Source organism: Pseudomonas sp. GW822-FHT01E03 (assembly GCF_058802985.1).
In genome coordinates this window covers 268,693-294,063 of the sequence record NZ_JBXAOQ010000003.1, presented here as the reverse complement: position 1 = coordinate 294,063, position 25,371 = coordinate 268,693, and the positions used below count along the sequence as shown (strand labels likewise).

The window sequence follows — 25,371 nt, the reverse complement described above, 5'->3', positions numbered from 1 at the left end:
CGCGACGCAAAAGGCACGGTTGCAGGTCAGCCTTTTGTCTATCGGGTCAATTTGTCGCAATGTAAACGCGGTATTCGTTACACCACGAAACAACTGTGGGAGCGAGCTTGCTCGCGATGGCGGTGTCACATTCAACATTTCTGTCGACTGATCCACCGCTATCGCGAGCAAGCTCGCTCCCACATTTGATCCCATTTCAAATTGAAATCGGGTTTTAGACGCCCAGGTAATCCAGGATCCCTTCAGCCGCATTACGGCCTTCGAAGATCGCCGTCACTACCAGGTCAGAACCGCGAACCATGTCGCCACCGGCGAAGATTTTCGGATTGCTGGTCTGGTGCTTGTACTGACCTTGCTCAGGCGCCACCACGCGGCCCTGGCTGTCGGTCTGGATTTCGAACTGTTCGAACCACGGCGCCGGGCTCGGACGGAAACCGAAGGCGATAACCACGGCGTCGGCCGGGATGATCTCTTCGGAGCCCGGGATCGGCTCGGGGCTGCGACGGCCACGGGCGTCCGGCTCGCCGAGACGGGTCTCGACCACCTTCACGCCTTCGACCTTGTCTTCACCGACAATGGCGATCGGCTGGCGGTTGTAGAGGAACTTCACGCCTTCTTCCTTGGCGTTCTTCACCTCTTTGCGCGAGCCCGGCATGTTCGCTTCGTCACGACGATAGGCGCAGGTCACCGACTTGGCGCCCTGGCGGATCGAAGTACGGTTGCAGTCCATCGCCGTGTCGCCACCGCCCAGTACCACGACCTTCTTGCCTTTCATGTCGACGAAATCTTCCGGCGACTTTTCAAAGCCCAGGTTGCGGTTGACGTTGGCGATCAGGAAGTCCAGTGCGTCATAAACGCCCGGCAGGTCCTCACCGGCAAAGCCGCCCTTCATGTAGGTGTAGGTGCCCATGCCCATGAATACGGCATCGTATTCTTCGAGCAGTTGCTCCATGGTCACGTCCTTGCCCACCTCGGTGTTGAGGCGGAACTCGATGCCCATGCCGCTGAAAACTTCGCGACGATTGCTCAGCACGGTCTTTTCCAGCTTGAACTCGGGGATACCGAAGGTCAGCAGACCGCCGATTTCCGGGTTCTTGTCGAACACCACCGGCGTCACGCCACCGCGCACCAGTACGTCGGCACAACCCAGGCCCGCCGGGCCCGCACCGATGATCGCGACACGCTTGCCGGTCGGCTTGACCTTGGACATGTCCGGACGCCAGCCCATGGCGAACGCGGTGTCGGTGATGTACTTCTCCACCGAACCGATGGTCACCGCGCCGAAGCCGTCGTTGAGGGTGCAGGCACCCTCGCACAGACGGTCCTGCGGGCACACCCGGCCGCAGACTTCCGGCAGGGTGTTGGTCTGGTGCGACAGTTCGGCGGCCTGGAGGATGTTGCCCTCGGCCACCAGTTTCAGCCAGTTGGGAATGAAGTTGTGCACCGGGCACTTCCATTCGCAATACGGGTTACCGCAACCCAGGCAGCGGTGGGCCTGGTCGGCCGACTGCTGGGGTTTGAAGGGTTCGTAGATTTCCACGAACTCTTTCTTGCGTTGACGCAACAGTTTCTTCTTCGGATCCTTGCGCCCGACCTCGATGAACTGGAAGTCATTATTCAGACGTTCAGCCATTTTAAAACCTCATCAAACTCTTCAGGCGCATATCACTGCGGGTTGGCACGGGTGCTGGAAAGCAACGTTTTCAAGCTGGCAGCCTTCGGCTTGACCAACCAGAAACGGCGCAGGTAATCATCGAGGTTCTCGGCGAGTTCACGACCCCACTCGCTGTCGGTTTCCTCGACGTACTCGTTCAGCACGCGTTGCAGGTGGCTACGGTAGGCTTCCATCGCCTCGCCGCTGATCCGCTGGATTTCCACCAGTTCGTGGTTGACCCGGTCAACGAAGGTGTTGTCCTGGTCGAGCACGTAGGCGAAACCGCCGGTCATGCCAGAGCCGAAGTTGTAACCGGTCTTGCCCAATACGCAGACGAAACCACCGGTCATGTACTCGCAGCAGTGATCGCCAGTGCCTTCCACGACGGTGTGGGCACCGGAGTTACGCACGGCGAAACGCTCGCCCGCGGTGCCAGCGGCAAACAGCTTGCCGCCAGTGGCGCCGTACAGGCAGGTGTTGCCAATGATGGCACTGTCCTGGGTGCGGTAGACGCTACCCTTCGGCGGCACGATCACCAGCTTGCCGCCGGTCATGCCCTTGCCGACGTAGTCGTTGGCATCGCCTTCAAGGTACATGTGCAGGCCGCCGGCGTTCCACACGCCGAAGCTCTGCCCGGCCGTGCCTTTGAAGCGGAACGTGACCGGCGCGTTGGCCATGCCCTGGTTGCCGTGCTTGCGCGCGATTTCGCCGGAGATCCGTGCGCCGATGGAACGGTCGCAGTTGCAGATATCCAGGTCGAATTCAGCGCCGCTCAAGTCGTTGATCGCCGAGGTGGCCATGTCGACCATTTTCTCGGCCAGCAGGCCCTTGTCGAACGGCGGGTTGCGTTCAACGCCACAGAACTGCGGCTTGTCCGCCGGCACGTGGTCGCTGCCCAGCAACGGGGTCAGGTCCAGGTGATGCTGCTTGGCGGTCTGGCCTTCGAGGACTTCCAGCAGATCGGTACGGCCGATCAGCTCTTCGAGGGAGCGCACGCCCAGCTTGGCCAGCCACTCACGGGTTTCTTCGGCGACGTAGGTGAAGAAATTCACCACCATGTCGACGGTACCGATGTAGTGATCCTTGCGCAGCTTCTCGTTCTGGGTCGCGACGCCGGTGGCGCAGTTGTTCAGGTGGCAGATGCGCAGGTATTTGCAGCCCAGGGCGATCATAGGCGCAGTGCCGAAGCCGAAGCTTTCAGCGCCGAGGATGGCCGCCTTGATCACGTCGAGGCCGGTTTTCAGGCCGCCGTCGGTCTGCACCCGCACTTTGCCGCGCAGGTCGTTGCCACGCAGGGTCTGGTGGGTTTCGGCCAGGCCGAGCTCCCACGGAGCGCCCGCATATTTGATCGAGGTCAGCGGCGATGCACCGGTACCGCCATCGTAACCGGAGATGGTGATCAAGTCCGCGTAGGCCTTGGCCACGCCGGCGGCGATGGTGCCGACGCCCGCTTCCGCTACCAGCTTCACCGAGACCAGCGCCTTCGGGTTGACCTGTTTCAGGTCGAAAATCAGCTGCGACAAGTCTTCGATCGAGTAGATGTCGTGGTGCGGCGGCGGCGAAATCAGGGTCACGCCCGGCACTGCGTAACGCAGCTTGGCGATCAGGCCGTTGACCTTGCCACCTGGCAGTTGACCGCCCTCGCCTGGCTTGGCGCCCTGGGCAACCTTGATCTGCAGCACTTCGGCATTGACCAGGTATTCCGGGGTTACACCGAAACGGCCGGTCGCCACCTGCTTGATTTTCGAGCTCTTGATGGTGCCGTAACGCGCCGGGTCTTCGCCGCCTTCACCGGAGTTGGAACGCGCACCGAGGCGGTTCATGGCTTCGGCCAGGGCTTCGTGAGCTTCCGGCGACAGGGCGCCCAGGGAGATACCGGCGGAGTCGAAGCGCTTGAGCACCGATTCCAGCGGTTCGATCTCGCTCATATCCAATGGAGTGTCGAGGGTTTTGACTTTCAGCAGGTCGCGGATCATCGACACCGGACGGTTGTCCACCAGCGACGTGTATTCCTTGAACTTGCTGTAGTCGCCCTGCTGCACAGCGGCTTGCAGGGTGTTGACCACGTCCGGGTTGTAGGCGTGGTACTCGCCACCGTGGACGAACTTCAGCAAACCACCCTGTTGGATCGGCTTGCGCGGGCTCCAGGCTTCGGTGGCCAGCGCTTTCTGCTCGGCTTCGATGTCGACGAAACGCGCACCCTTGATGCGGCTCGGCACGCCCTTGAAGCTCAGGTTGCAGACTTCCTCGGACAGGCCGATCGCTTCGAACAGTTGTGCTCCGCGATAGGAGGTGATGGTCGAGATGCCCATCTTCGACAGGATCTTGAGCAGGCCCTTGGTGATGCCTTTACGGTAGTTCTTGAACACCTCGTAGAGATCGCCCAGCACTTCACCGGTACGGATCAGGTCGCCCAGCACTTCGTAGGCCAGGAACGGATAAACGGCAGAGGCGCCGAAACCGATCAACACGGCGAAGTGGTGCGGATCGCGAGCGGTCGCAGTTTCCACCAGGATGTTGGAATCGCAACGCAGGCCTTTTTCGGTCAGACGGTGGTGCACCGCACCGGTGGCCAGGGAAGCGTGGATCGGCAACTTGCCCGGGGCGATGTGACGGTCACTCAGCACGACCTGGGTACGACCGGCGCGCACGGCTTCTTCAGCCTGATCGGCCACGTTGCGGATCGCCGCTTCCAGACCGACGCTTTCGTCGTAGTTGAGGTCGATGATCGCACGCTCGAAGCCCGGACGATCGAGGTTCATCAGCGAGCGCCACTTGGCCGGAGAAATGACCGGCGAGCTGAGGATCACGCGCGAAGCGTGTTCCGGCGACTCCTGGAAGATGTTGCGCTCGGCACCGAGGCAGATCTCCAGCGACATGACGATGGCTTCACGCAGCGGGTCGATCGGCGGGTTGGTGACCTGGGCGAACTGCTGGCGGAAATAGTCGTACGGCGTGCGCACGCGCTGGGACAGCACGGCCATCGGCGTATCGTCGCCCATCGAGCCCACGGCTTCGTAGCCCTGCTCGCCGAGCGGACGCAGCACCTGGTCGCGCTCTTCGAACGTGACCTGGTACATCTTCATGTATTGCTTGAGCTGATCGACGTCGTAGAACGCCGAACCGTGGTCGTTGTCTTCCATGGTCGCCTGGATGCGCAGGGCATTCTTGCGCAGCCATTGCTTGTACGGGTGACGGGACTTCAGACGGTTGTCGATCGCATCGGTGTCGAGGATCTGACCGGTTTCGGTGTCCACGGCAAAGATCTGGCCCGGGCCAACGCGGCCCTTGGCGATCACGTCTTCAGGCTGGTAGTTCCAGACGCCGATTTCCGAAGCCAGGGTGATGAAACCGTTCTTGGTGGTGACCCAACGCGCCGGACGCAGACCGTTACGGTCGAGCAGGCACACCGCGTAGCGACCGTCGGTCATTACCACGCCGGCCGGGCCGTCCCACGGTTCCATGTGCATCGAGTTGTATTCGTAGAACGCACGCAGATCCGGGTCCATGGTCTCGACGTTCTGCCACGCAGGCGGAATGATCATCCGCACGCCACGGAACAGGTCGATGCCACCGGTGACCATCAGCTCCAGCATGTTGTCCATGCTCGAGGAGTCGGAACCGACGCGGTTGACCAGCGGGCCGAGTTCTTCCAGGTCCATCAAGTCGTTGGTGAACTTGGTGCGACGAGCCACGGCCCAGTTGCGGTTGCCGGTGATGGTATTGATCTCGCCGTTGTGCGCCAGGAAGCGGAACGGTTGAGCCAGTGGCCATTTCGGCAAGGTGTTGGTGGAGAAGCGCTGGTGGAACACGCAAATCGAGGTTTGCAGGCGCTCATCGCTCAGGTCCGGATAGAAGGCGGTCAAGTCCGCCGGCATCATCAGGCCTTTGTAAATGATGGTCTTGTGGGAAAAGCTGCAGACGTAGTGGTCGGTGTCGGCGGCATTGGCCACGGACGAGCGACGACGGGAGGTGAACAGCTTGACGGCCATGTCCTGATCGCTCAGGCCTTCACCACCGATGAACACTTGCTCGATCTGCGGCAGGCGCTCAAGGGCGAGGCGACCGAGGACGCTGGTGTCGATCGGCACTTTGCGCCAGCCGACCAGTTGCAGACCGGCGGCCAGGATCTCGCGGTTCATGTTCTCGCGAGCGGCTTCGGCCTTGACCGGATCCTGGTTGAAGAAAACCATGCCCACAGCGTATTGCTTGGGCATTTCGACGCCGAAGGTTTCCTGGGCGATGGCTCGCAGGAACACGTCCGGCTTTTGAATCAGCAGACCGCAACCGTCACCGGTCTTGCCGTCGGCATTAATCCCACCGCGGTGGGTCATGCAGGTCAGGGCCTCGATGGCCGTTTGCAAAAGGGTATGACTGGGCTCGCCCTGCATATGGGCTATCAGGCCGAAACCGCAGTTATCCTTGAATTCATCTGGTTGGTACAGACCTGCTTTCATAGACACTTTCTCACCAGGCTGCTTCTCGCGAAGCAAATTTCTTTTCAATTCAACCACTTACCAACCGCGCCGAACGTACGCCAGCTTTGCGGGGGCAAAAGGGAGGTCATTGTACACACCGACACAGAGGCTCACAAATTTGACGACGAAATGTCGCAAATCTATGTCGCATTTGTGAAAGGTTTAAAGCGATCTGCTGTGCTAGTCAAAACTTTTTTTAATTCTGACCGCAACGACTCAAAGACTACTGTGACGCAGACACCACAAGGCACGCAGCCCGGAAGGTTGCGCGCACTTGTAGAAATTTTGAGGTGCTTGGAGAGGCGGCCTGGGTAAGGCCGCCGAATCTTCAGCGAGTTGTTGCCAGTTCCTGTTGGACGCTGGCGACAGTGCGAGGCCAAGGTTTACCAGCCTGAACCTTCGCTGGCAAGGCCTTGATGGCGGAAACGGCTGCATCACGATTGGCGAAGTTGCCGTAGGTGATCACGTAGAGCGGCTTGCCATTGAGGACTTTCTTGAAATAACGGTACTCGCCGCCCTGCTCCTTGACGAAGCTTTGTGCGGCGGTTTCGGAGCTGGTGCCGAGGATTTGCACTACATAGTTACCCGGTGCCTGACCGGCGTACCAGGTGCCGCCAGCGGCCTTGGCCGCCGGAGCCGGTTTCTCGGCAGGCTTGGCCGCCGCGGCAACGACTGGCTTGGCTGGCGCTGGTGCAGGCTTGGCCACTGGAGCAGGCGCTGGTACAGGCGCTGGCTTGGCGGTGGCGACCTGAGTCGGCGCAGGCGTCGGCTTGGCCGCTGGTGTCGGCGCAGGGCCGGCAGGAACGCCCACAGGCGGCGCAGTGGTGGTCACGGTCGGCGGAGTGGCGCTGGAGCCTTCAACCGGCACGCCGTCGTCACCTTCGGTAATGCCACCTGCCGCTTCAGCCAGCGGACCGCGCATTACCGGTTGCGAGTTACCGACCAACGGCAATGGCATCGGCTGCGTGTTGCCAGCGAATTCTACGGCCGGAGCGCCGCCATTCGCTGTTGGCTGACCCTGGCCAAGCGGCAGTTGCGCCTGTTCATTGGCCGGCGCACCGGCGGTCGGTGCCTTGTTGCGACCTGGAATCAACCAGGCGGCAGCTACCGCGACCACGACCACGGCGGAAATCGCCAACACGTGTTTCTTCGGCATATTGAACCCCATTTTTGGACGCTTGACCGCTGAGCGGCTGGCGATCATGGCTTCGATCATTGCATCGCGGGCGACCTGATTGATGCTGCCAGGCCAACCTTCGGAGCTTTCGTGAATATCAGAGATCTGATCCGCGGTGAAAAGTTCGATACCGCGACCAGCGCCTTCGAGCCGCTGCTCCAGATATTCGCGGGTTTCCTCTTCGGTGTAGGGCTGCAGCTCGATGACGTGGAAACGCTCTTCCTCGAGATGCAAAGCCTCAAGCTGAGCAATCAGCGAGGTCTCACCGAACAGGAACACATGCGGGCGGCCTTCCGGCGCACCGGCAGCCAGGACCATCAGAGCCTCAAGGGCGGACTCGTCGAGTTGTTCGGCGTCATCGACCAGCAGATAGACTTCCTGCCCGGTCAGTGCAAGCTGCACCACCTGGGCCAGAATAGCGTCGGCATCAGCCTGGCCGACGTTCAACGCCTGGGCCACCAGACGCAATACCCCGGCCGCATCGCTGGCGCCGCGGGCAGAAACCACCACGCTTTGTACCGATTGCTTGTTGGTGCTGGCGACCAGAGCCTGACGCAACAGGGTCTTGCCACTGCCTTCTGGGCCAGTGACCACCAGCAGCAACTGACTGTAACGGGCCAGGTGATGCAGTTGTCCCAGCACAGGTTTGCGCTGGGCCGGGAAAAATTTGAAGCCAGGCACCCGTGGAGCAAAAGGGTCATGACTCAACTGGTAATGGCCGAGGAAGGCCTCGTCGGCATGCAAACTAGTCATTGTGTTCTTATTAACCTTTAAGCTGAGCCAGGGCGCGGTAGTCTGCCCCCAGCGTGGCCTGTAGAACCTCTTTCGGATAATCGTCGGTCACCACCGCTTCACCCATGTGGCGCAGCAGCACCAGGCGTAAACGACCGTCGATCACTTTTTTGTCAATGGACATATGTTCGAGGAAATCGGCTTCTGTCATTTCTTCTGGCGGAACGACCGGCAGCCCCGCACGCTGGAACAGACGAATGCCGCGATCGCGTTCCTGCTCGCTGATCCAGCCCAGCCGCGTGGACATTTCCAGCGCCATTACGGTGCCAGCAGCCACTGCCTCACCATGAAGCCACACACCATAGCCCATGTGGGTTTCAATGGCGTGGCCAAAAGTGTGGCCCAGGTTCAGGGTGGCACGAACGCCTGTCTCTTTCTCATCGGCACCGACCACTGCCGCCTTGGCCGCACAGGAACGCTCGATGGCATAGGTCAGGGCTTGCTGGTCCAGATTGCGCAGGCGATCGACGTTGTCTTCGAGCCAGGTCAGGAACGGCTCATCACAGATCAGCCCGTACTTGATGACTTCGGCCAGCCCGGCGGACAACTCGCGCGCCGGCAGGGTATTGAGGCTGGCGGTATCGATCAGCACCACGTTCGGCTGATAGAAGGCGCCGACCATGTTCTTGCCCAGCGGATGGTTGATCCCGGTCTTGCCGCCCACCGAGGAGTCGACTTGCGACAGCAGCGTGGTCGGAACCTGGATGAAATCGACGCCGCGCTGGTAGCAGGCGGCGGCAAAGCCGGCCATGTCACCGATCACACCGCCGCCAAGGGCGATCACCGTGGTGCGGCGGTCATGCCGGGCGGTCAGCAGACCGTCGAAAATCAGTTGCAGGGTTTCCCAGGTCTTGAAGGCTTCGCCGTCGGGCAGTACCACGGAAATCACCGAGAACTGCGCCAGGCTGCGGGTCAGACGCTCGAGATAGAGCGGCGCAACAGTCTCGTTGGAGATGATCGCTACTTGCCGTCCGCGAATGTGCGGGGCCAGCAGCTCGGGCTGATCCAACAAACCTTCGCCAATATGAATCGGGTAGCTGCGCTCGCCTAGATCGACCTTGAGTGTCTGCATGTGTCCCCACAGTGAAGATGGAATCAGGCGTACTGCCTTGAGTTAACGAATATCCACGGCCTCTGCTGGTGTGACGCCGTTCGGTAGCCATCCGCCACAACCTCGAACGGTCATGGCGGGACGCCGAGGATAGCGCATTTCGCGCGGCGCTTTAACGGGGTGGCAACTGCTGCAGACGCTCTAGAATGTCGAGTACGACCATTCGTGGCGGTCGCTCATCGGTTTCGACCACCAGGTCGGCAATTTCCCGATAAAGCGGATCGCGGATCGCCAGCAGATCCCGCAGGGTCTTGGCCGGATCGGCGGTGCGCAGCAATGGCCGATTACGGTCGCGGGACGTGCGGCCGACCTGCTGCTCGACTGACGCATGCAGATAAACCACCCGCCCACCGGCATGCAGTGCCCGACGATTGGCTTCGCGCATGACCGCGCCCCCGCCTGTCGCCAGCACCACACCGTCGCAATCGCACAGCTCGGCAATCATTGCCTGCTCGCGATCACGAAAACCCGGTTCGCCTTCCTTATCGAAGATCCAAGGGATATTGGCGCCCGTGCGCAATTCAATTTCCTTATCGGAATCTTTGAATGGCAGACGCAGCTCTTTGGCCAGCAACCGGCCGATGGTGCTTTTTCCAGCACCCATCGGTCCAACAAGAATCAAATTTCGCACAGAATCAATGACTCACAGCAATCGCCCGATTATTCATGATACGCGGAGTGAGGAATACCAACAGCTCGGATTTTTTCTCCGAAACCACATCACGCCGGAAAAGGCGGCCAAGATACGGCACATCGCCAAGAAATGGCACCTTATCTACAACCTTGCTTTGAGTATTTGAGAAAACACCACCAATGACGATGGTCTCGCCATCGTTGACCAGGACCTTGGCGTTGACTTCGTTTTTCTTGATGGGGGGTACATCCTGAACCTTGTTCAGGTAGTCCGGTTCGTCCTTGGTCACTTTGACTTCCATGATGATCCGGTTGTCGGGCGTGATCTGCGGTGTCACTTCCAGCGACAGCGAAGCCTCCTTGAACGACACCGAAGTCGCGCCGCTGGAACTGGCTTCCTGATAGGGAATCTCCGTGCCCTTGAGGATTTTGGCGGTCTCCTTGTCGGACGTGACCACCTTGGGCTGGGAGACGATTTCCCCGTTGCCGGTTTTCTCCATGGCCGTCAGCTCCAGGTCCAGCAAGACGTTATCGGTGATGAAGGCGATGCCGATTCCCGAGGTGTTGTTGGCTACGCCCATGTCGACGAACGGTGAGTTGGTGCTGGTACTGCCGGGCGTGCCAATGGTCGATGACCCATTGAGTCCATTGCTGACGCCGGAGGTGTTCCAGTTGCCCTTGTTCTGTATCGAGCCACCCCAGCGCACCCCGAGGCTTTTGTCATAGTCGACGTTAGCTTCGACAATGCGCGCCTCGATCATCACCTGACGCACAGGGATATCCAGCTGCGTGACGATCCTGCGCAGCTCATCCAGCCGGTCCTGGGTCTGATAGGCAATGATGTTGTTGGTGCGTTCATCGACGGTGATTGATCCCCGTTCGTCGGGTTTCGCTTCGGCACTGGTCACCGACTGGAAGAGCTTGGCGATATCCGCCGCCTTGGCGTAATTGACCTGCAACAGCTCCCGACGCAACGGCGCCAGATCGGCAATCTGCTTCTGCGATTCGAGCTCCTGACGCTCACGGGCAGCAATTTCATCGGCCGGCGCAACCAGCAGGACATTGCCGACCTTGCGCTTGTCCAGCCCCTTGGTTTTCAGCACCAGATCCAGCGCTTGATCCCACGGTACGTTCTGCAAGCGCAGGGTAATTCCCCCCTGGACCGTGTCGCTGGCCACCAGATTGAGGTTGGTGAAATCGGCGATCAGTTGCAGCACCGAGCGCACATCGATGTCCTGGAAGTTCAGCGATAGCTTCTCGCCGCTGTAGGCCTGTTGCCCGGCATTGCGTTTTTGCAGTTCATCGACCGTCGCCGGGCGAACGCTGACCGTGAGCTTATTGTCGGTCTGATAGGTCGAGTAATCGAACGTGCCGCCGGGTTCAATGCTGATGGTGGCTCGATCGCCGCTCGCGCTGGCATTGACGAACTGCACGGGCGTGGCGAAATCCTTCACATCCAGGCGCACGCGCAATCGCTCGGGCAATAAGGTCTTGGCAAATCCGACGATGATCCTGCCTTCGCGCTCTTGTATGTCGGGCGCAATCGATGGATCCGACAAGTCGATCACCACGTTGCCTTCGCCCTGGGCTCCCCGCTGGAAATCCACACCCCGAATGGCCTTGCCTGCCGTCGCGACGGCTCGTGCCGGAACCGGCGTTGCAGCGGCTGCGGGCTTGGATGTCGACGGTTTGACTCCCTGCCCGACAACAACCAGCAGATTGTTACCTTCTATTCGCGAGTCGTACGGGGCCGGCTGGGTCAGGTTGATGATCAATCGCGTACGGTCCCGGGCTTCCACCACCGTCGCACTTCGGGCATTTCCACTGCCCAGATCGTGAGTCTTGCTCGCCAGCTGACTGGCGACACCCGGCAAATCCAGGGCAATCCGGGCTGGCGAATCCGTCGTGTAGCCGTGGGGCACCGGGGGCGGCGCATCGAACGACAACTTCAACTCGACACGGTCACCCGGCAGCGCTGCGACATCCAGCGCCTTGAGATTGGCCGCTTGTACCATCGGCGACAACAACGCTATCCATAGCGAAAGGCCGACGGTGGAAAGAATCCTGTTCATTATTGGAGTTCCACTATGAGTGCTCTTTCAAAGGGATGGTCCGGGGACGCTCCAGCCACGCACCCTGACCATCGGGGACAATTTCAACCATATCGACTTGAGAGCCACTGATCGCAACGATCCGTCCGTGGTTACGCCCCAGGTAATCGCCGACTTTCAGCCGGTGCACCCCACCCGCCCCGCGCAGCAGGGCATAGGAGCCCGTTGCATTGGAAAGGGTGCCGACCATTTCAAACTGCTCGATGTTGAAGCCTTCGAGGTATTGTTTGACCCGACCCGGGTCGGGCTTGACGTTACCCGAACCCCGCCGCCGGGCCGCCAGATCGGTGCTGATCTGCGGCGAAAACGGGCTGCGCAGATTCGCCGCGTTGTAAGTGAATGCAGGGTAAGACTGGAATACTGGCGTTGGTTCAATCTTCCCCGGCCCGTGCAGGCGCATTTCGTTCATGTACGCGTCCAGATCGGTGTAGTCATCCCCCCCGCCACAACCGGACAGGGCAGACAGCAATACCACCACCGAAAAACTACGTGCCGGGCTCATTGATGCTGTCCCTTGTCGTTGTAGCGGTAGGTCTTGGCGAGGATGGTCAAGCGCAGTTTCGGACCACCCTCAGGGCTGACAGGAGCCAGATCGAAATCGTGCAAGGTAACGATTCGCGGCAACCCGGCCACACCACTGACGAAGGTGGCCAGGTCGTGGTAATCCCCGGTGACCGTGATCTGGATCGGCAGCTCGATGTAGAACGGCTGGGCCACCTCCGGCAGCAACTTGATCTCTTCGAACTCCAGGCCACTGCCGAGGCCCGTACGCGTGATGTCTTCGAGCAAGCCGGGCACTTCCGTATCACTGGGCAGTTGCCGCAACAGCACGACGAAGGTGTTCTCCATCTCTTTCAACTGCCGGGTATAGAGATCCAGGTTCGCCGCCATGCGGGCCTTGCTGGCGAACTGCTCCTTGAGTGTCGACTCTTCCTCGCGCTTGAGATCGAGCTGGCTCACAAGGTCGCGGGTGGAAAAGTTATAGCCAAAGGCCAGCACCAGAAGCACGAGCAAAGCAGCCACCAGACACTTGATCGCCAGCGGCCAGGCGCCCATGTTGCTGGTATCCAGATCATTGATGTCGATCTTGCGCAGCCCTTCGAACCATTCGGACAGACTCATTTGCCCCCCTCCGGTGTTGCGGGTTGAGTCTGGCGGACGGTCAACTGGAAGACGTTTGCCTGCTCCAACTGGCCGGCAGCCGTGGCCTTGACTTCGCTCAGGCTCGGCGCCTCGAACCAGTCTGATGCCTCGAGGTTGCGCATCAATTCTGAAACGCGGTTGTTGGATTGCGCGGCACCGGTGATGGACAAAGTCTTTGCGGTCATTCTCACTTCGGTGAAATACACGCCGTCGGGCAGGGCTCGCGCCAACTGGTCAAATATTCGCCCGCTGATTTGGCGATTGCCTTGCAGGCCCTGGATGACACCCATGCGCTCGACCAATTGCTGACGGCGCGCCTTGAGATCATTGATCTGGCTGATTCGCTCATCGACCACGGCGACTTGCTTGCCGATGTAATCGTTACGGGCGACTTGCTGGTCGATGGCACCGCTAATGACCTGGTTCGCAACCAGCACCGCCCCCATCGCGCCCACCATTGCCGCCACCAGGGCCAGCAGGAAGCGCTTGCGGCGGACTTCACGTCGCTCCTCGCGCCAGGGTAAAAGGTTGATCCGTGCCATCAGTCGAAGCTCCTGAGGGCCAGACCGCAGGCGATCATCAACGCCGGGGCATCACTCGCCAGGGCAGCGCCATTGACCTTGCTGCCCAGAGTCATTTCGCAAAACGGGTTCGCGACCTGGGTCGGCGTGCCCAATTGCTGCTCGATCAAACGGTCCAGCCCCGGGATCGACGCCGTACCGCCGGCCAGCAGGACATGATCGACGGCGCTGTACTGGCCGGAAGCCAGGAAGAAGTGCAACGAGCGCGATACCTGCTGCACCAGCGCCTCTCGAAACGGCTGCAAGACCTCAGCGGCATAGTCATCCGGCAACCCGCCCTTCTTTTGCGCCAGCCCCGCCTGCTCGAGCGTCAGGCCGTAGCGACGCTGGATTTCCTCGGTCAGTTGCCGACCGCCGAACAGTTGTTCGCGAGTGTAGATAATCCGCCCGTTGTGCAGCACGCTCAGGGTGGTCATGGTGGCGCCGATGTCCACCACTGCGACCGTCAAAGGTTTCTCGGAAACCGCGAGTCGACTGGTCAGAAGTTCGAATGAACGCTCCAGCGCGTAGGCCTCGACATCGACCACGCGGGCGGTCAGCCCCGCCAGGGCCAGGGCGGCCTCGCGGACTTCGACGTTTTCCTTGCGACAAGCGGCGAGCAGCACGTTGACGCGCTCAGGATTACGCCCGGAGGTGCCCTGGACTTCAAAGTCGATCGCGACTTCGTCCAGGGGATAAGGAATGTACTGGTCAGCCTCGATTTTCAGCTGGCTTTCCATTTCGTCTTCGCAAAGACCGGCATCCATCTCGATGGTCTTGGTGATCACCGCTGAGCCCGCCACGGCCACGGCCACGTTCTTGAGGGCGGTTCTGGCCTTGGCCAGCGCGCGAGTGAGGGCCAGCCCCACACCTTCGAGCTCGGCGATATTCTTTTCGATCACCGCGCCGACCGGCAATGGTTCGACCGCATAGGCCTCGACCCGGTAGCGCTCACCCTGACGGCTCAACTCAAGAAGTTTCACCGAGGTGGAACTGATGTCGATTCCCAGCAGCGTATTGGATTTTTTCTTGAAGAGTCCTGGCACTACCAATTCCCTATGACTTTCCGTGAGTTACGGACTCTGCAATGTCCATTGCGTTCAATCCACCCGTCTTGACAGCAGCGCCAGCCACGCTCCCGATCAGAAAAATGCTTATAATGCCCAGCGTTTTTTTCCGCTTTTTGCTCAAGCGCGGGTCGTTCTCGTTTAGCCTGAACCCTGTTGCCCAATTCATTTTTTACCCTGGATATCCAAAAGCCTTGATTCGTCTGCTGAAGTTTTTCGGTTGGTCCATCGTCGCGGTTTTCTGCGGACTCCTTCTGGGTCTGAGCGGGGCGTACCTTTACCTTAGTCCCGGACTACCGTCCGTGGAGGCGCTGAGAAGCATCCAGTTGCAGATCCCTTTGCGGGTCTACAGCAGCGATAACAAGTTGATCGCAGAATTTGGCGAAATGCGCCGTACACCGATCCGTTTCGCCGACATTCCCCCCAATTTCATCAATGCGTTACTAAGTGCTGAAGACGACAATTTCGCCAACCACTACGGCGTCGATCCGAGCAGCCTGATGCGTGCCGCGACCCAACTGGTCAAAAGCGGACACATCCAGTCCGGCGGCAGCACGATCACCATGCAGGTGGCGAAGAACTTCTTCCTGACCAGCGAACGCAGCTTTTCACGCAAGACCACCGAGATCCTGCTGGCCCTGCAGATCGAACAGCAGCTGACCAAGGACGAGATCCTCGAGCTGTACGTCAACAAGATCTATCTGGGTAACCGCGCCTACGGCATCGAGGCGGCGGCGCAGGTCTATTACGGCAAATCGATTCGCGATGTCAGCCTGGCGCAGATGGCGATGATCGCCGGCCTGCCCAAGGCGCCGTCGCGCTTCAACCCGCTGGCCAACCCGGCGCGCAGCAAGGAGCGTCGCGACTGGATCCTGGGGCGCATGTACAAGCTCGGAAAAATCAGCGAGGCCGACTACACCACTGCAGTCAACGAGCCACTGAACGCCAGCTATCACGTGCCGACCCCGGAAGTGAACGCCCCGTACATCGCCGAAATGGCCCGTGCCGAAATGGTCGGGCGTTACGGTAGCGACGCGTATACCGAAGGCTTCCGCGTCACGACCACGGTACCGAGCGACCTCCAGGAGCTGGCCAACACCGCGGTCCACGAAGGCCTGATGACCTACGATCAGCGTCACGGCTATCGCGGGCCAGAGTCGCGGCTGCCGGGCAAGACCCGCGAGGCCTGGGCAACCGAGCTGACCAAACAACGCATCATCAGCGGCCTGGAACCGGCCATCGTGACCCAGGTCGACAAGACCGGCCTGCAGGTGCTGACCCGCACCGGCCAGGAACACGTGAACTGGGACACCATGAAGTGGGCCCGGCCGTTCCTGAACACCAACAGCATGGGCGCCAACCCAAAACAACCGTCGGACGTGGCCCAGGTCGGCGATCTGATTCGCGTGCAGCGTCAGCCGGACAATTCGCTGAAGTTCAGCCAGATCCCGCAGGCCCAGGGCGCCCTGGTGTCCCTGGACCCGCAGAACGGCGCCATTCGTTCGCTGGTGGGCGGCTTCGCCTTCGAACAGAGCAACTACAACCGCGCATTGCAGGCCAAGCGCCAGCCGGGCTCGAGCTTCAAACCGTTCGTCTACGCCGCCGCACTGGATAGCGGCTACACCGCCTCCAGCCTGGTGAACGACGCACCGATCGTGTTCGTCGACGAGTACCTGGACAAGGTCTGGCGCCCGAAGAACGACACCAACACCTTCCTCGGCCCGATTCGCCTGCGTGAAGCGCTGTACAAGTCGCGCAACCTGGTGTCGATCCGCTTGCTGCAAGCGATGGGCGTCGGCAAGACCATCGACTACATCACGCGCTTCGGTTTCAACAAACAGGACTTGCCACCCAACCTGTCCCTGGCGCTGGGCACCGCGACCCTGACGCCGATGGAAATCGCCACCGGCTGGAGCGCCTTCGCCAACGGCGGCTACAAGATCACCCCGTACATCATCGACAAGATCGAAAGCCGCAACGGCGACACACTGTTCGTCGCCAACCCGCCGAGCGTGCCTCAGGGCGGCGCTGCCAGCGATGGCATTGCCGTGCCAGCCGCCCAAGCCTTCACGGTCAACGCAACGCCGGGCGAGGCACCGGGCACTACGCCGACACCACAAGCACCCGCCGTGGCCGAACGCATCGTTGATGGGCGCACCACGTACATCCTCAACAGCATGCTTGAGGATGTGATCAAGCTCGGCACCGGTCGCCGCGCGCTCGCCCTGGGCCGCCCTGACATTGCCGGCAAGACCGGTACGACCAACGAATCCAAGGACGCCTGGTTCTCCGGCTACAACGCCGATTACGTGACGACCGTGTGGACCGGCTTCGATCAACCGGAAAGCCTGGGTCGCAAGGAATTCGGCGGCACCGTCGCGCTGCCGATCTGGATGAACTACATGGGCGCCGCGCTCAAAGGCAAACCACCGCATACTCAACCGGAGCCCGAAGGCATCCTCAGCCTGCGAGTCGATCCGATCAGCGGTCGCGCGGCCAGCCCAGGCACCCCGGGGGCCTACTTTGAACTGTTCAAGGTCGAAGATACGCCACCGTCCGGGAACGAGCTGGGCAACGGTCTGGCACCTGGCAGCCCGCTACCGGCGGATGAACAGGCGCCGATCGATTTGTTCTGATTGCAGGACCAACATAAAGCCCCGCTCTTCTGTAGAAGGCGGGGCTTTTTTGCATCCGGGTTTCCTGTCATATCGCCATCGCGAGCAAGCTCGCTCCCACAGGGGTACGCATTCCAATGTGGGAGCGGGCTTGCTCGCGAAGAGGCCATCAGAAACCCCACAAAACCTTCAGGCACAAAAAAGCCCCGACTCTCACAAGCCGGGGCTTTTCGTTGAAGCGCTACAACGGCTTAGCCGTTGAACACGTCATCCACGCTTTTGAGCGGGTAGTTCTTCGGATACGGCAGGGTCGCCACGCCGGTCTCGATGGCAGCTTTGGCCACGGCATCGGAGATCAGGGTGATCAGACGGGCATCCATTGGCTTCGGAATGATGTACTCACGACCGAATTCCAGCTTGATGCCGCCGTAGGCGTCGCACACTTCCTGAGGTACCGGCAGCTTGGCCAGTTCACGCAGGGCGTTGGCCGCAGCCACTTTCATTTCTTCGTTGATGCGCTTGGCGCGAACGTCCAGGGCACCGCGGAAGATGAACGGGAAGCCCAGTACGTTGTTGACCTGGTTCGGGTAGTCGGAACGACCGGTGGCCATGATCACGTCGCTACGGGTAGCGTGCGCCAGCTCCGGGGAGATTTCCGGATCAGGGTTCGAGCAGGCGAACACGATCGGGTTAGGCGCCATCGACAGCAGGCCTTCAGCACTCAGCAGGTTCGGGCCGGACAGACCAACGAACACATCAGCGCCTTGCAGGGCGTCAGCCAGGGTGCGCTTGTCGGTCGCGTGAGCGAACACCGCCTTGTACTGGTTCAGGTCGTCACGGCCGGAGTGGATCACGCCGGTGCGGTCGACCATGTAGATGTTTTCGATGTTGGCGCCCATGCTCACCAGCAACTTCATGCAGGAGATGGCGGCAGCGCCGGCACCCAGGCAGACGATCTTGGCTTCCGGCAGGGTTTTGCCAGCGATTTCCAGGGCGTTGATCATGCCGGCGGCGGTCACGATAGCGGTGCCGTGCTGGTCATCGTGGAATACCGGAATATCGCACTGCTCGATCAGAGCGCGCTCGATTTCAAAGCACTCTGGTGCCTTGATGTCTTCCAGGTTGATGCCACCGAAGGTGATGGAGATGCGCTTGACGGTGTCGATGAAGGCTTGCGGGCTTTCGGAGTCGACTTCGATGTCGAAAACGTCGATGCCGGCGAAGCGCTTGAACAGTACGCCTTTGCCTTCCATCACTGGCTTGGAAGCCAATGGGCCGAGGTTACCCAGACCGAGAATCGCGGTGCCATCGGAAATGACTGCAACCAGGTTGCCTTTGCCGGTGTACTTGTAGGCCAGTTCAGGATCGCGGGCGATCTCGCGTACTGGTTCGGCTACGCCCGGGCTGTAGGCCAGCGACAGGTCGCGAGCGGTAGCAGTGGCCTTGGTGAGCTCGACACTCAGCTTCCCTGGACGAGGATTGGCGTGATATTCGAGAGCGGCAGTTTTCAGATCAGACATTTTGGCATTCCGCTTTTTACTGTTGGACAGACTGGTCAGCGAGGATACGCGCCTCGCAAAGTCCCCACAAGACTGACTGGTCACCCCTGTCAAGCGCCCGGCCCTACGACTTTGGGCCAAGAGCCACGGCAGACAAGGGTTAGACTGTTCACAATCAGCGCAAAAAATGTCTACAATTTTTTATCACTGCACGACTTGAAACATCGCCGGGTCGGTCAAGGGCAACATCCAGCGCGCCTGACCTTCTTTCAGTCCGCCACGTCGCGAACGATCCAGCACCCAACCGCGCGCCTCGATCTGCTTGCCTTCGAGCCTTTCCAGCAAGGCCGTATCAAACCGCCCCAGCAGATTGGGTGCAACGCGCAATACAACCGAATCCTGTAACTCGATCCAAACCCCGCCGCGATTGCGTTGAACCTTGCTCACACGACCGCTGAGCACGGCGAAACCGGAAGTGCTGATCTGCTCCGCCTTCAGTACAGGCGACTGGCGCCATACACCGAGCCCGGCCTGTCGAGCGCTGGTTTCTGCAGCTTGCTGACAGGCGACCAGATCGACATTTGGCGCCACGGCCACCTGAAAACCCAGGCCTTCGGCGAGCATTTGCGCTTCGAGGTTGACGCCATTGGCACCGTAGACATGAGCCAGGGTGCGGCCGTAATGGTCCTTGCCTTCTTTGCCAGGCAGCAAACCAACCTGCCCGTCGCTAGCCGCCACCAGGGCTTCGAGTCGCTTGCGCGCGACCACGGCGAACGGTTCGTCGGAACGGCCATTCTTGCCCAGCTCCGGCGTGTTCAAGCCGATCATGCGCACACTGCGGCCATCGCTCAGGCGCAGGGTGTCGCCGTCCACCACCCGCTGCACCGCGACGGGCGCCAGGCCGCTGGGTGCCGGGCAAAATGCCTGGGCGCCGGATAGCCAAATCGCGGACATAAAAAAGGCGCCCGCGAGGGACGCCTTTTTCATCAGCATGGAAAAACCGCAACGGCTTCCCAAGTTGATTGGCCTTAGGCCTTTTTCGCGCCGAAAGCACCGAAACGGTCGGCGAAGCGCTGTACGCGGCCGCCAGTGTCCAGAGTCTTCTGCTTACCGGTGTAGAACGGGTGGCATTCGTTGCAAACGTCGATCGCCAGGGCTTTGCCGAAGGTCGAACGGGTTTCGAACTTGTTGCCGCAGCTGCAGGTAACAGCAACTGCTGGGTATTCTGGATGGATATCAGCTTTCATGGTGTCTTCCTCAGGCTAGCGTGCCGCCACCCAACACTATTGTTGAATACCGCACGTAATTAGGCCGCGGATTCTACCAGACAATGCCAATCACGCAAGCTGTCCCTGAGACCGACCGTCTGCTAGGCTCCCGGCCCAATACGCGATCCCTGTGGGAGCGAGCTTGCTCGCGATGAGGGTGTGTCATTCGGCATATGCGTTGCCTGACACGGCGCTATCGCGAGCAAGCTCGCTCCCACAGGGGGACATGCAACCCCGCTTTTATCTTCCGCTGATCGAGATCCCCCGCGTGCCCGACGCCATTTTGCGCCTCGCCCTGCCTTCGCCGCTGCGCCGCCTGTTCGACTACCGCGCTCCGGCCGGTATCCTGCGCGCCCAGTTGCACCCCGGCATGCGCCTGCGGGTACCGTTCGGCCGACGGGAGATGATCGGTATTCTGGTGGAAGTCACCGACACCAGCGAAGTGCCGGTCGAGAAACTCAAGCCGGCCCTGGCCCTGCTCGACGCTACGCCACCGCTGCCGCCCGCGCTGTTCAAGCTGTGCCTGTGGACGTCCCAGTATTACCAGCACAGCCTCGGCGACACCTTGAGCTGGGCGCTGCCGGTTTTGCTGCGCCAGGGTGAATTAGCCGAAGCACGCCAGGAGCGCTTCTGGTCCGCCGCCCCTGGGGCCAGCCTCGACGATCCGCGCATCGCCCGCGCCCCGCGCCAGCGTGAAGCCCTGGCCACGCTGGCCCAACATCCCCATGGCGTCGCCCATCAATTGCTGAGCAAACTGATGCTGAGCAAGGACAGCCTGGATTTGCTGCTGGCCAAGGACCTGGTGCAGGTCGAGATCCGCCGGCACGCCCCGGGCGCACGCCACGAACACTGGCTGGCGCAACCGGAACTCCCCCTAAACCCGGAGCAGCGCGCCGCCTATGAGGCGATTCGCGCCGGCTTCGACAGTTATCACGCGTTCCTGCTGGCCGGCGTCACCGGCAGCGGCAAGACCGAAGTCTATCTGCAGTTGATCCGTGAAACCCTCGAGGCTGGCAAGCAGGCGCTGGTGCTGATCCCGGAAATCAACCTCGGCCCGCAGACCCTGGCGCGCTTCGAACAGCGTTTCAATGCCCGTATCGCGCTGATCCATTCGGCGGTCAATGACCGCGAACGCCTCGAGGCCTGGCTGGCCGCGCGGGACGGTGAGGCCGACATCATTATCGGCACCCGCTCGGCCCTGTTCACACCGATGAAGAACCCCGGCCTGATCATCATCGACGAAGAGCACGACGGCTCCTATAAACAGCAGGAAGGTTTGCGCTACCACGCCCGTGATCTGGCATTGGTGCGAGCGCGACAGGAAAACATCCCGATTGTCCTCGGTTCCGCCACCCCTTCGCTGGAAAGCCTGCACAACGCCTACACCGGCCGCTACGGGCTACTGCGCTTGAACGAGCGAGCCGGCGGCGCCAAACAGCCGCGCTTCCTGCGTCTGGACGTGAAAAGCCGCCCGCTGGACAGCGGCATTTCCGGGCCGATGCAACAAGCCATCGGCCAGACTCTGGCCGCCGGACAGCAAGTCCTGGTGTTCCTCAACCGCCGCGGCTTCGCCCCGACCCTGCTGTGTCATGACTGTGGCTGGATGTCCGAGTGCCAGCGCTGTGACGCGCGAATGACCGTGCACCAGCGTTACGGCGAGTTGCGCTGCCACCATTGCGGCTACGTCGAACGCGTGCCGCGCCAGTGCCCGAAGTGCAACAAGGTCGATCTGCGCCCCGTTGGCGCCGGCACCGAACGGGCCGAGGAGCGCCTGGCGATTCTGTTCCCGGACTATCCGGTGCTGCGGGTCGACCGCGACAGCACATCGCGCAAGGATGCGATGAACCAGTTGTTCGCGACCATTCAAAAAGGCCAGCCGTGCATCCTGATCGGCACGCAGATGCTTGCCAAAGGTCACCACTTTCCACGGGTGACGCTGGTGTCGATCCTCGACGCCGACGGCGGCCTGTTCTCCGGCGACTTCCGCGCCAGCGAGCGCATGGCTCAATTGATCGTGCAGGTCGCCGGCCGCGCAGGTCGCGCCGAAGAGCCGGGCAAGGTGATTATCCAGACGCACCTGGCCGACCATCCGCTGCTGGTGCAATTGACCGAGCAAGGCTATTTCGCCTTTGCCGAACAGGCCTTGAGCGAACGCCGCTCGGCCGGTCTGCCGCCGTTTGCGCACCTGGCGCTGCTGCGGGCCGAGGCGCATAAACCGGGTCAGGCCGAAGGCTTCCTGGATGAGGCTTGCAGCGAGGCGGAGCGTTTGCTGGCCGAGCAGAATCTGACCGGGATCGAGTTATTGGGACCGGTCCCGGCACCGATGGAGCGCCGGGCCGGGCGTTATCGTGCACAGCTGTTGGTACAGGCTACGGCGCGAGCACCCTTGCATCGATTGCTGGCCAGTTGGTTGCTGGTGCTGGAGCAGATGCCGAGCGGGCGGGCGGTGCGTTGGTCCTTGGATGTTGATCCGGTCGATTTGTATTAATTTGGAGATTGCCATCGCGAGCAAGCTCGCTCCCACAGTGGTTCTCTGGTGGAACTAAATTTTGTATCCACCTCAAAACCTGTGGGAGCGGCGGTGCGACGATTCGACTTGCTCGCGAAGAGGCCCTAATTGTCACCACACATCCACATCCTGCCTGCTAAGGTTGGCAAGCCCGTCTTCGCAACGGATAATGCCCAGTTTTTCCACCAGCGCATGATGCGCCGCCGCGCCTGCGGTCGAAAGAGAAGACCATGAAAGACACCATTCGCCAGCTGATCCAACAAGCCATCACCCAACTCGTCAACGAAGGTGTGTTGCCTGAAGGCCTGTCGCCGGCGATCCAGGTGGAAAACTCCCGCGACAAGAAGAACGGCGATTTCGCCAGCAACATCGCCATGATGCTGGCCAAGCCCGCTGGCATGAAGCCCCGCGACCTGGCGGAAAAAATCATCGCCGCCCTGCCGGCTGACGAAAATGTCGCCAAGACCGAAATCGCCGGCCCGGGCTTCCTGAACTTCTTCCAGAACACCGACGCCCTGGCCGCACGCCTGGACGCGGCCCTGGCCGACACCCACATCGGCGTGCACAAGGCCGGCCCGGTGCAGCGCACCGTGGTCGACCTGTCGGCGCCGAACCTGGCCAAGGAGATGCACGTCGGTCACCTGCGTTCGACCATCATCGGCGACGGCGTGGCCCGCGTGCTGGAGTTCCTCGGCGACACCGTGATCCGTCAGAACCACGTCGGCGACTGGGGCACCCAGTTCGGCATGCTGATGGCTTACCTGCAGGAAAACCCGATCACCAGCGACGAGCTGTCGGACCTGGAGAACTTCTACCGCGCCGCCAAGCAACGCTTCGACGAATCCGAAGAGTTCGCCGACCGTGCCCGTGGCCTGGTGGTCAAGTTGCAGGCCGGCGACGCCGATTGCCTGGCCCTGTGGACCAAGTTCAAGGACATCTCGCTGTCCCACTGCCAGAAGATCTACGAACTGCTCAACGTTAAACTGACCATGGCCGACGTGATGGGCGAAAGCGCCTACAACGACGACCTGATCAACGTGGTCAACGACTTGAAGGCCGCAGGCATGCTGGTCGAGAGCAACGGCGCCCAGTGCGTGTTCCTCGACGAGTTCAAGAACGCCGACGGCGACCCGCTGCCGGTGATCATCGTCAAGGCTGACGGCGGCTACCTCTACGCCACCACCGACCTGGCGGCCGTGCGCTACCGCAGCGGCAAGCTCAAGGCCGATCGTGCGCTGTACTTCGTCGACCAGCGTCAGGCCCTGCACTTCCAGCAAGTGTTCGCCGTGGCGCGCAAGGCCGGTTTCGTGACCCATCCGATGGAAATGGAACACATGGGCTTCGGCACCATGAACGGCGCGGACGGTCGTCCGTTCAAAACCCGTGATGGCGGCACCGTGAAGCTAATCGACCTGCTGACCGAAGCCCAGGAGCGCGCCTACACCCTGGTCAAGGACAAGAACCCGGAACTTGCCGAAGCCGAGTTGCGCAACATCGCCAAGGTGGTGGGCATCGGCGCAGTGAAGTACGCCGACCTGTCCAAGCATCGCACCAGTGACTACAGCTTCAACTTCGACCTGATGCTCAACTTCGAAGGCAACACCGCACCGTACCTTCTGTACGCCTACACCCGCGTGGCCGGCGTGTTCCGCAAGCTCGGCAAGGACTTCAGTGAAGTCGACGGCCAGATCGTCCTCGAAGCGGCGCACGAACATGAACTGGCGGCGAAGCTCGCGCAGTTTGGCGAAATCCTGAACAACGTGTCCGAAAAAGGCACCCCGCACATCCTTTGCACTTACCTGTACGACGTCGCCGGCCTGTTCTCCAGCTTCTACGAGAACTGCCCGATCCTCGCCGCCGATACCCCGGCACAAATGCAGAGCCGCCTGCGCCTCGCCGCGCTGACCGGACGCACCCTCAAGCAAGGCCTGGAACTCTTGGGCCTGGAAACTCTGGAGCGTATGTAAGTTGGCTGCCAAGAAAAAACCTGCACCCAAGCGTGGCGCCAGCCGTTACCAAGCTCCTGCAAAGCAACCGATTCCGGGTTGGTTGTGGATGGTCATCGGCCTCACGGTCGGTGCCTTCCTTGTGTTTTTGATGAAACTGGAGCCGGGCAAGGGCAGCGACACGGTCAAGCGTGAAAAGGTCGAGCAACAGCAGAAAGCCAGCAAGATCGCCGAGGCCAACAAGACCCCGCCGAGCCCGACGCAACCGGTGAAGCCGAAGTACGACTTCTACACCTTGCTGCCGGAATCGGAAGTCATCGTGCCGCCGGATGCCGTGCCGGAAAAAACCCTGCCGACGCCGCAAGTGCCGGCCATCCCGACCACGCCGGTCACCCCGGCCGAAGCGGCGAAGATCGACACCGCACGGGCCCAGGCTGCCTTGGCCGGGATTACTCCGCCTCCTGCACCACCGGTCAAGGCTGCGCCTGTGACGAAGTTTTTCCTGCAGGCTGGCTCGTTCCGCAAAGAGACTGATGCGGACAAGGTGCGGGCGCAGATCATCCTGCTGGGCCAGGCCGTGGCGGTTGAGTCCGGCACGGTGAAAGACGAAACCTGGTATCGGGTATTGGTCGGACCGTTCAGCAACCGTGAGCAACTGACCACTGCGCAGAAGCAACTGGCTGGCGCAGGTTTCAGCAATCTGCTGTTACAACAACGCCAGAGCCGCTGATCGATTGCCCCAGACACCGCGTCATCGTTCTTCGCGAGCAAGCCCGCTCCCACATTCGACCGCATTCCAATGTGGGAG

At 61.0% G+C, this 25,371-nt stretch carries 17 protein-coding genes; 4 read left to right on the top strand and 13 right to left on the bottom strand.

Annotated features, from left to right (window positions below):
* Positions 1-214: 214 nt before the first annotated feature.
* The 10 genes from AC1RP7_RS07430 to AC1RP7_RS07385 all read right to left on the bottom strand — a co-directional run bounded on the left by AC1RP7_RS07430 (position 215) and on the right by AC1RP7_RS07385 (position 14,705).
* Entirely contained in the window at positions 215-1,633 is a 1,419-nt protein-coding gene (locus AC1RP7_RS07430; protein ID WP_007997363.1) for an FAD-dependent oxidoreductase, read from the bottom strand.
* Between the two features lie 32 nt (positions 1,634-1,665).
* Positions 1,666-6,111 (bottom strand): glutamate synthase large subunit, encoded by a 4,446-nt coding sequence (gltB, locus tag AC1RP7_RS07425; protein ID WP_493181537.1) that lies wholly within the window; start codon positions 6,109-6,111, stop codon positions 1,666-1,668.
* Between the two features lie 349 nt (positions 6,112-6,460).
* Positions 6,461-8,062, bottom strand: a complete 1,602-nt coding sequence (locus AC1RP7_RS07420; RefSeq protein ID WP_493181536.1) for an AAA family ATPase — start codon at positions 8,060-8,062, stop codon at positions 6,461-6,463.
* A gap of 10 nt (positions 8,063-8,072) precedes the next feature.
* The gene (gene aroB / locus AC1RP7_RS07415) at positions 8,073-9,173 is read right to left on the bottom strand and encodes a 3-dehydroquinate synthase (RefSeq protein WP_007989324.1); all 1,101 of its coding nucleotides are present in this window, start codon (positions 9,171-9,173) and stop codon (positions 8,073-8,075) included.
* Positions 9,174-9,324: 151 nt separating this feature from the next.
* Positions 9,325-9,843 (bottom strand): shikimate kinase AroK, encoded by a 519-nt coding sequence (gene aroK, locus AC1RP7_RS07410; protein WP_057712350.1) that lies wholly within the window; start codon positions 9,841-9,843, stop codon positions 9,325-9,327.
* Positions 9,844-9,847: 4 nt separating this feature from the next.
* Complete coding sequence (locus AC1RP7_RS07405; RefSeq protein ID WP_493181535.1) at positions 9,848-11,917, bottom strand: type IV pilus secretin PilQ; 2,070 nt, start codon at positions 11,915-11,917, stop codon at positions 9,848-9,850.
* A gap of 13 nt (positions 11,918-11,930) precedes the next feature.
* On the bottom strand, positions 11,931-12,458 hold the full coding sequence (locus tag AC1RP7_RS07400; RefSeq protein ID WP_150811961.1) for a pilus assembly protein PilP: 528 nt from the start codon (positions 12,456-12,458) through the stop codon (positions 11,931-11,933).
* Complete coding sequence (gene pilO / locus AC1RP7_RS07395; protein WP_493181534.1) at positions 12,455-13,078, bottom strand: type 4a pilus biogenesis protein PilO; 624 nt, start codon at positions 13,076-13,078, stop codon at positions 12,455-12,457. The genes AC1RP7_RS07400 and pilO overlap by 4 nt, the downstream gene beginning before the upstream one ends.
* Entirely contained in the window at positions 13,075-13,641 is a 567-nt protein-coding gene (locus AC1RP7_RS07390; RefSeq protein ID WP_493181533.1) for a PilN domain-containing protein, read from the bottom strand. Before AC1RP7_RS07390 ends, pilO begins: the two co-directional genes overlap by 4 nt.
* Positions 13,641-14,705, bottom strand: a complete 1,065-nt coding sequence (locus AC1RP7_RS07385; protein ID WP_493181532.1) for a pilus assembly protein PilM — start codon at positions 14,703-14,705, stop codon at positions 13,641-13,643. Before AC1RP7_RS07385 ends, AC1RP7_RS07390 begins: the two co-directional genes overlap by 1 nt.
* Positions 14,706-14,923: 218 nt before the next feature.
* On the opposite strand from AC1RP7_RS07385, the gene AC1RP7_RS07380 reads away from it, so the two are divergent.
* Positions 14,924-17,362 (top strand): penicillin-binding protein 1A, encoded by a 2,439-nt coding sequence (locus AC1RP7_RS07380; protein ID WP_493181620.1) that lies wholly within the window; start codon positions 14,924-14,926, stop codon positions 17,360-17,362.
* Positions 17,363-17,592: 230 nt separating this feature from the next.
* On the opposite strand, the gene AC1RP7_RS07375 is transcribed toward AC1RP7_RS07380, so the two are convergent.
* The 3 genes from AC1RP7_RS07375 to rpmE all read right to left on the bottom strand — a co-directional run bounded on the left by AC1RP7_RS07375 (position 17,593) and on the right by rpmE (position 20,087).
* Positions 17,593-18,861 carry a malic enzyme-like NAD(P)-binding protein gene (locus AC1RP7_RS07375; RefSeq protein ID WP_008047852.1) on the bottom strand — a complete coding sequence of 423 codons (1,269 nt, stop codon included), beginning with the start codon at positions 18,859-18,861 and terminating at the stop codon, positions 17,593-17,595.
* 183 nt (positions 18,862-19,044) lie between these two features.
* On the bottom strand, positions 19,045-19,833 hold the full coding sequence (locus tag AC1RP7_RS07370) for a thermonuclease family protein (RefSeq protein WP_407515054.1): 789 nt from the start codon (positions 19,831-19,833) through the stop codon (positions 19,045-19,047).
* A gap of 35 nt (positions 19,834-19,868) precedes the next feature.
* A complete protein-coding gene (rpmE, locus tag AC1RP7_RS07365) occupies positions 19,869-20,087 on the bottom strand; it encodes a 50S ribosomal protein L31 (RefSeq protein ID WP_008047849.1) in 219 nt (72 codons plus the stop codon).
* Between the two features lie 289 nt (positions 20,088-20,376).
* Between rpmE and AC1RP7_RS07360 the strand changes: the two genes are divergently transcribed.
* The 3 genes from AC1RP7_RS07360 to AC1RP7_RS07350 all read left to right on the top strand — a co-directional run bounded on the left by AC1RP7_RS07360 (position 20,377) and on the right by AC1RP7_RS07350 (position 25,293).
* Positions 20,377-22,596 carry a primosomal protein N' gene (locus AC1RP7_RS07360; protein WP_493181531.1) on the top strand — a complete coding sequence of 740 codons (2,220 nt, stop codon included), beginning with the start codon at positions 20,377-20,379 and terminating at the stop codon, positions 22,594-22,596.
* Positions 22,597-22,847: 251 nt separating this feature from the next.
* A complete protein-coding gene (argS, locus tag AC1RP7_RS07355; protein WP_493181530.1) occupies positions 22,848-24,584 on the top strand; it encodes an arginine--tRNA ligase in 1,737 nt (578 codons plus the stop codon).
* Between the two features lies 1 nt (position 24,585).
* Positions 24,586-25,293 (top strand): SPOR domain-containing protein, encoded by a 708-nt coding sequence (locus tag AC1RP7_RS07350; protein WP_150726570.1) that lies wholly within the window; start codon positions 24,586-24,588, stop codon positions 25,291-25,293.
* The last annotated feature ends 78 nt before the right edge of the window (positions 25,294-25,371 follow it).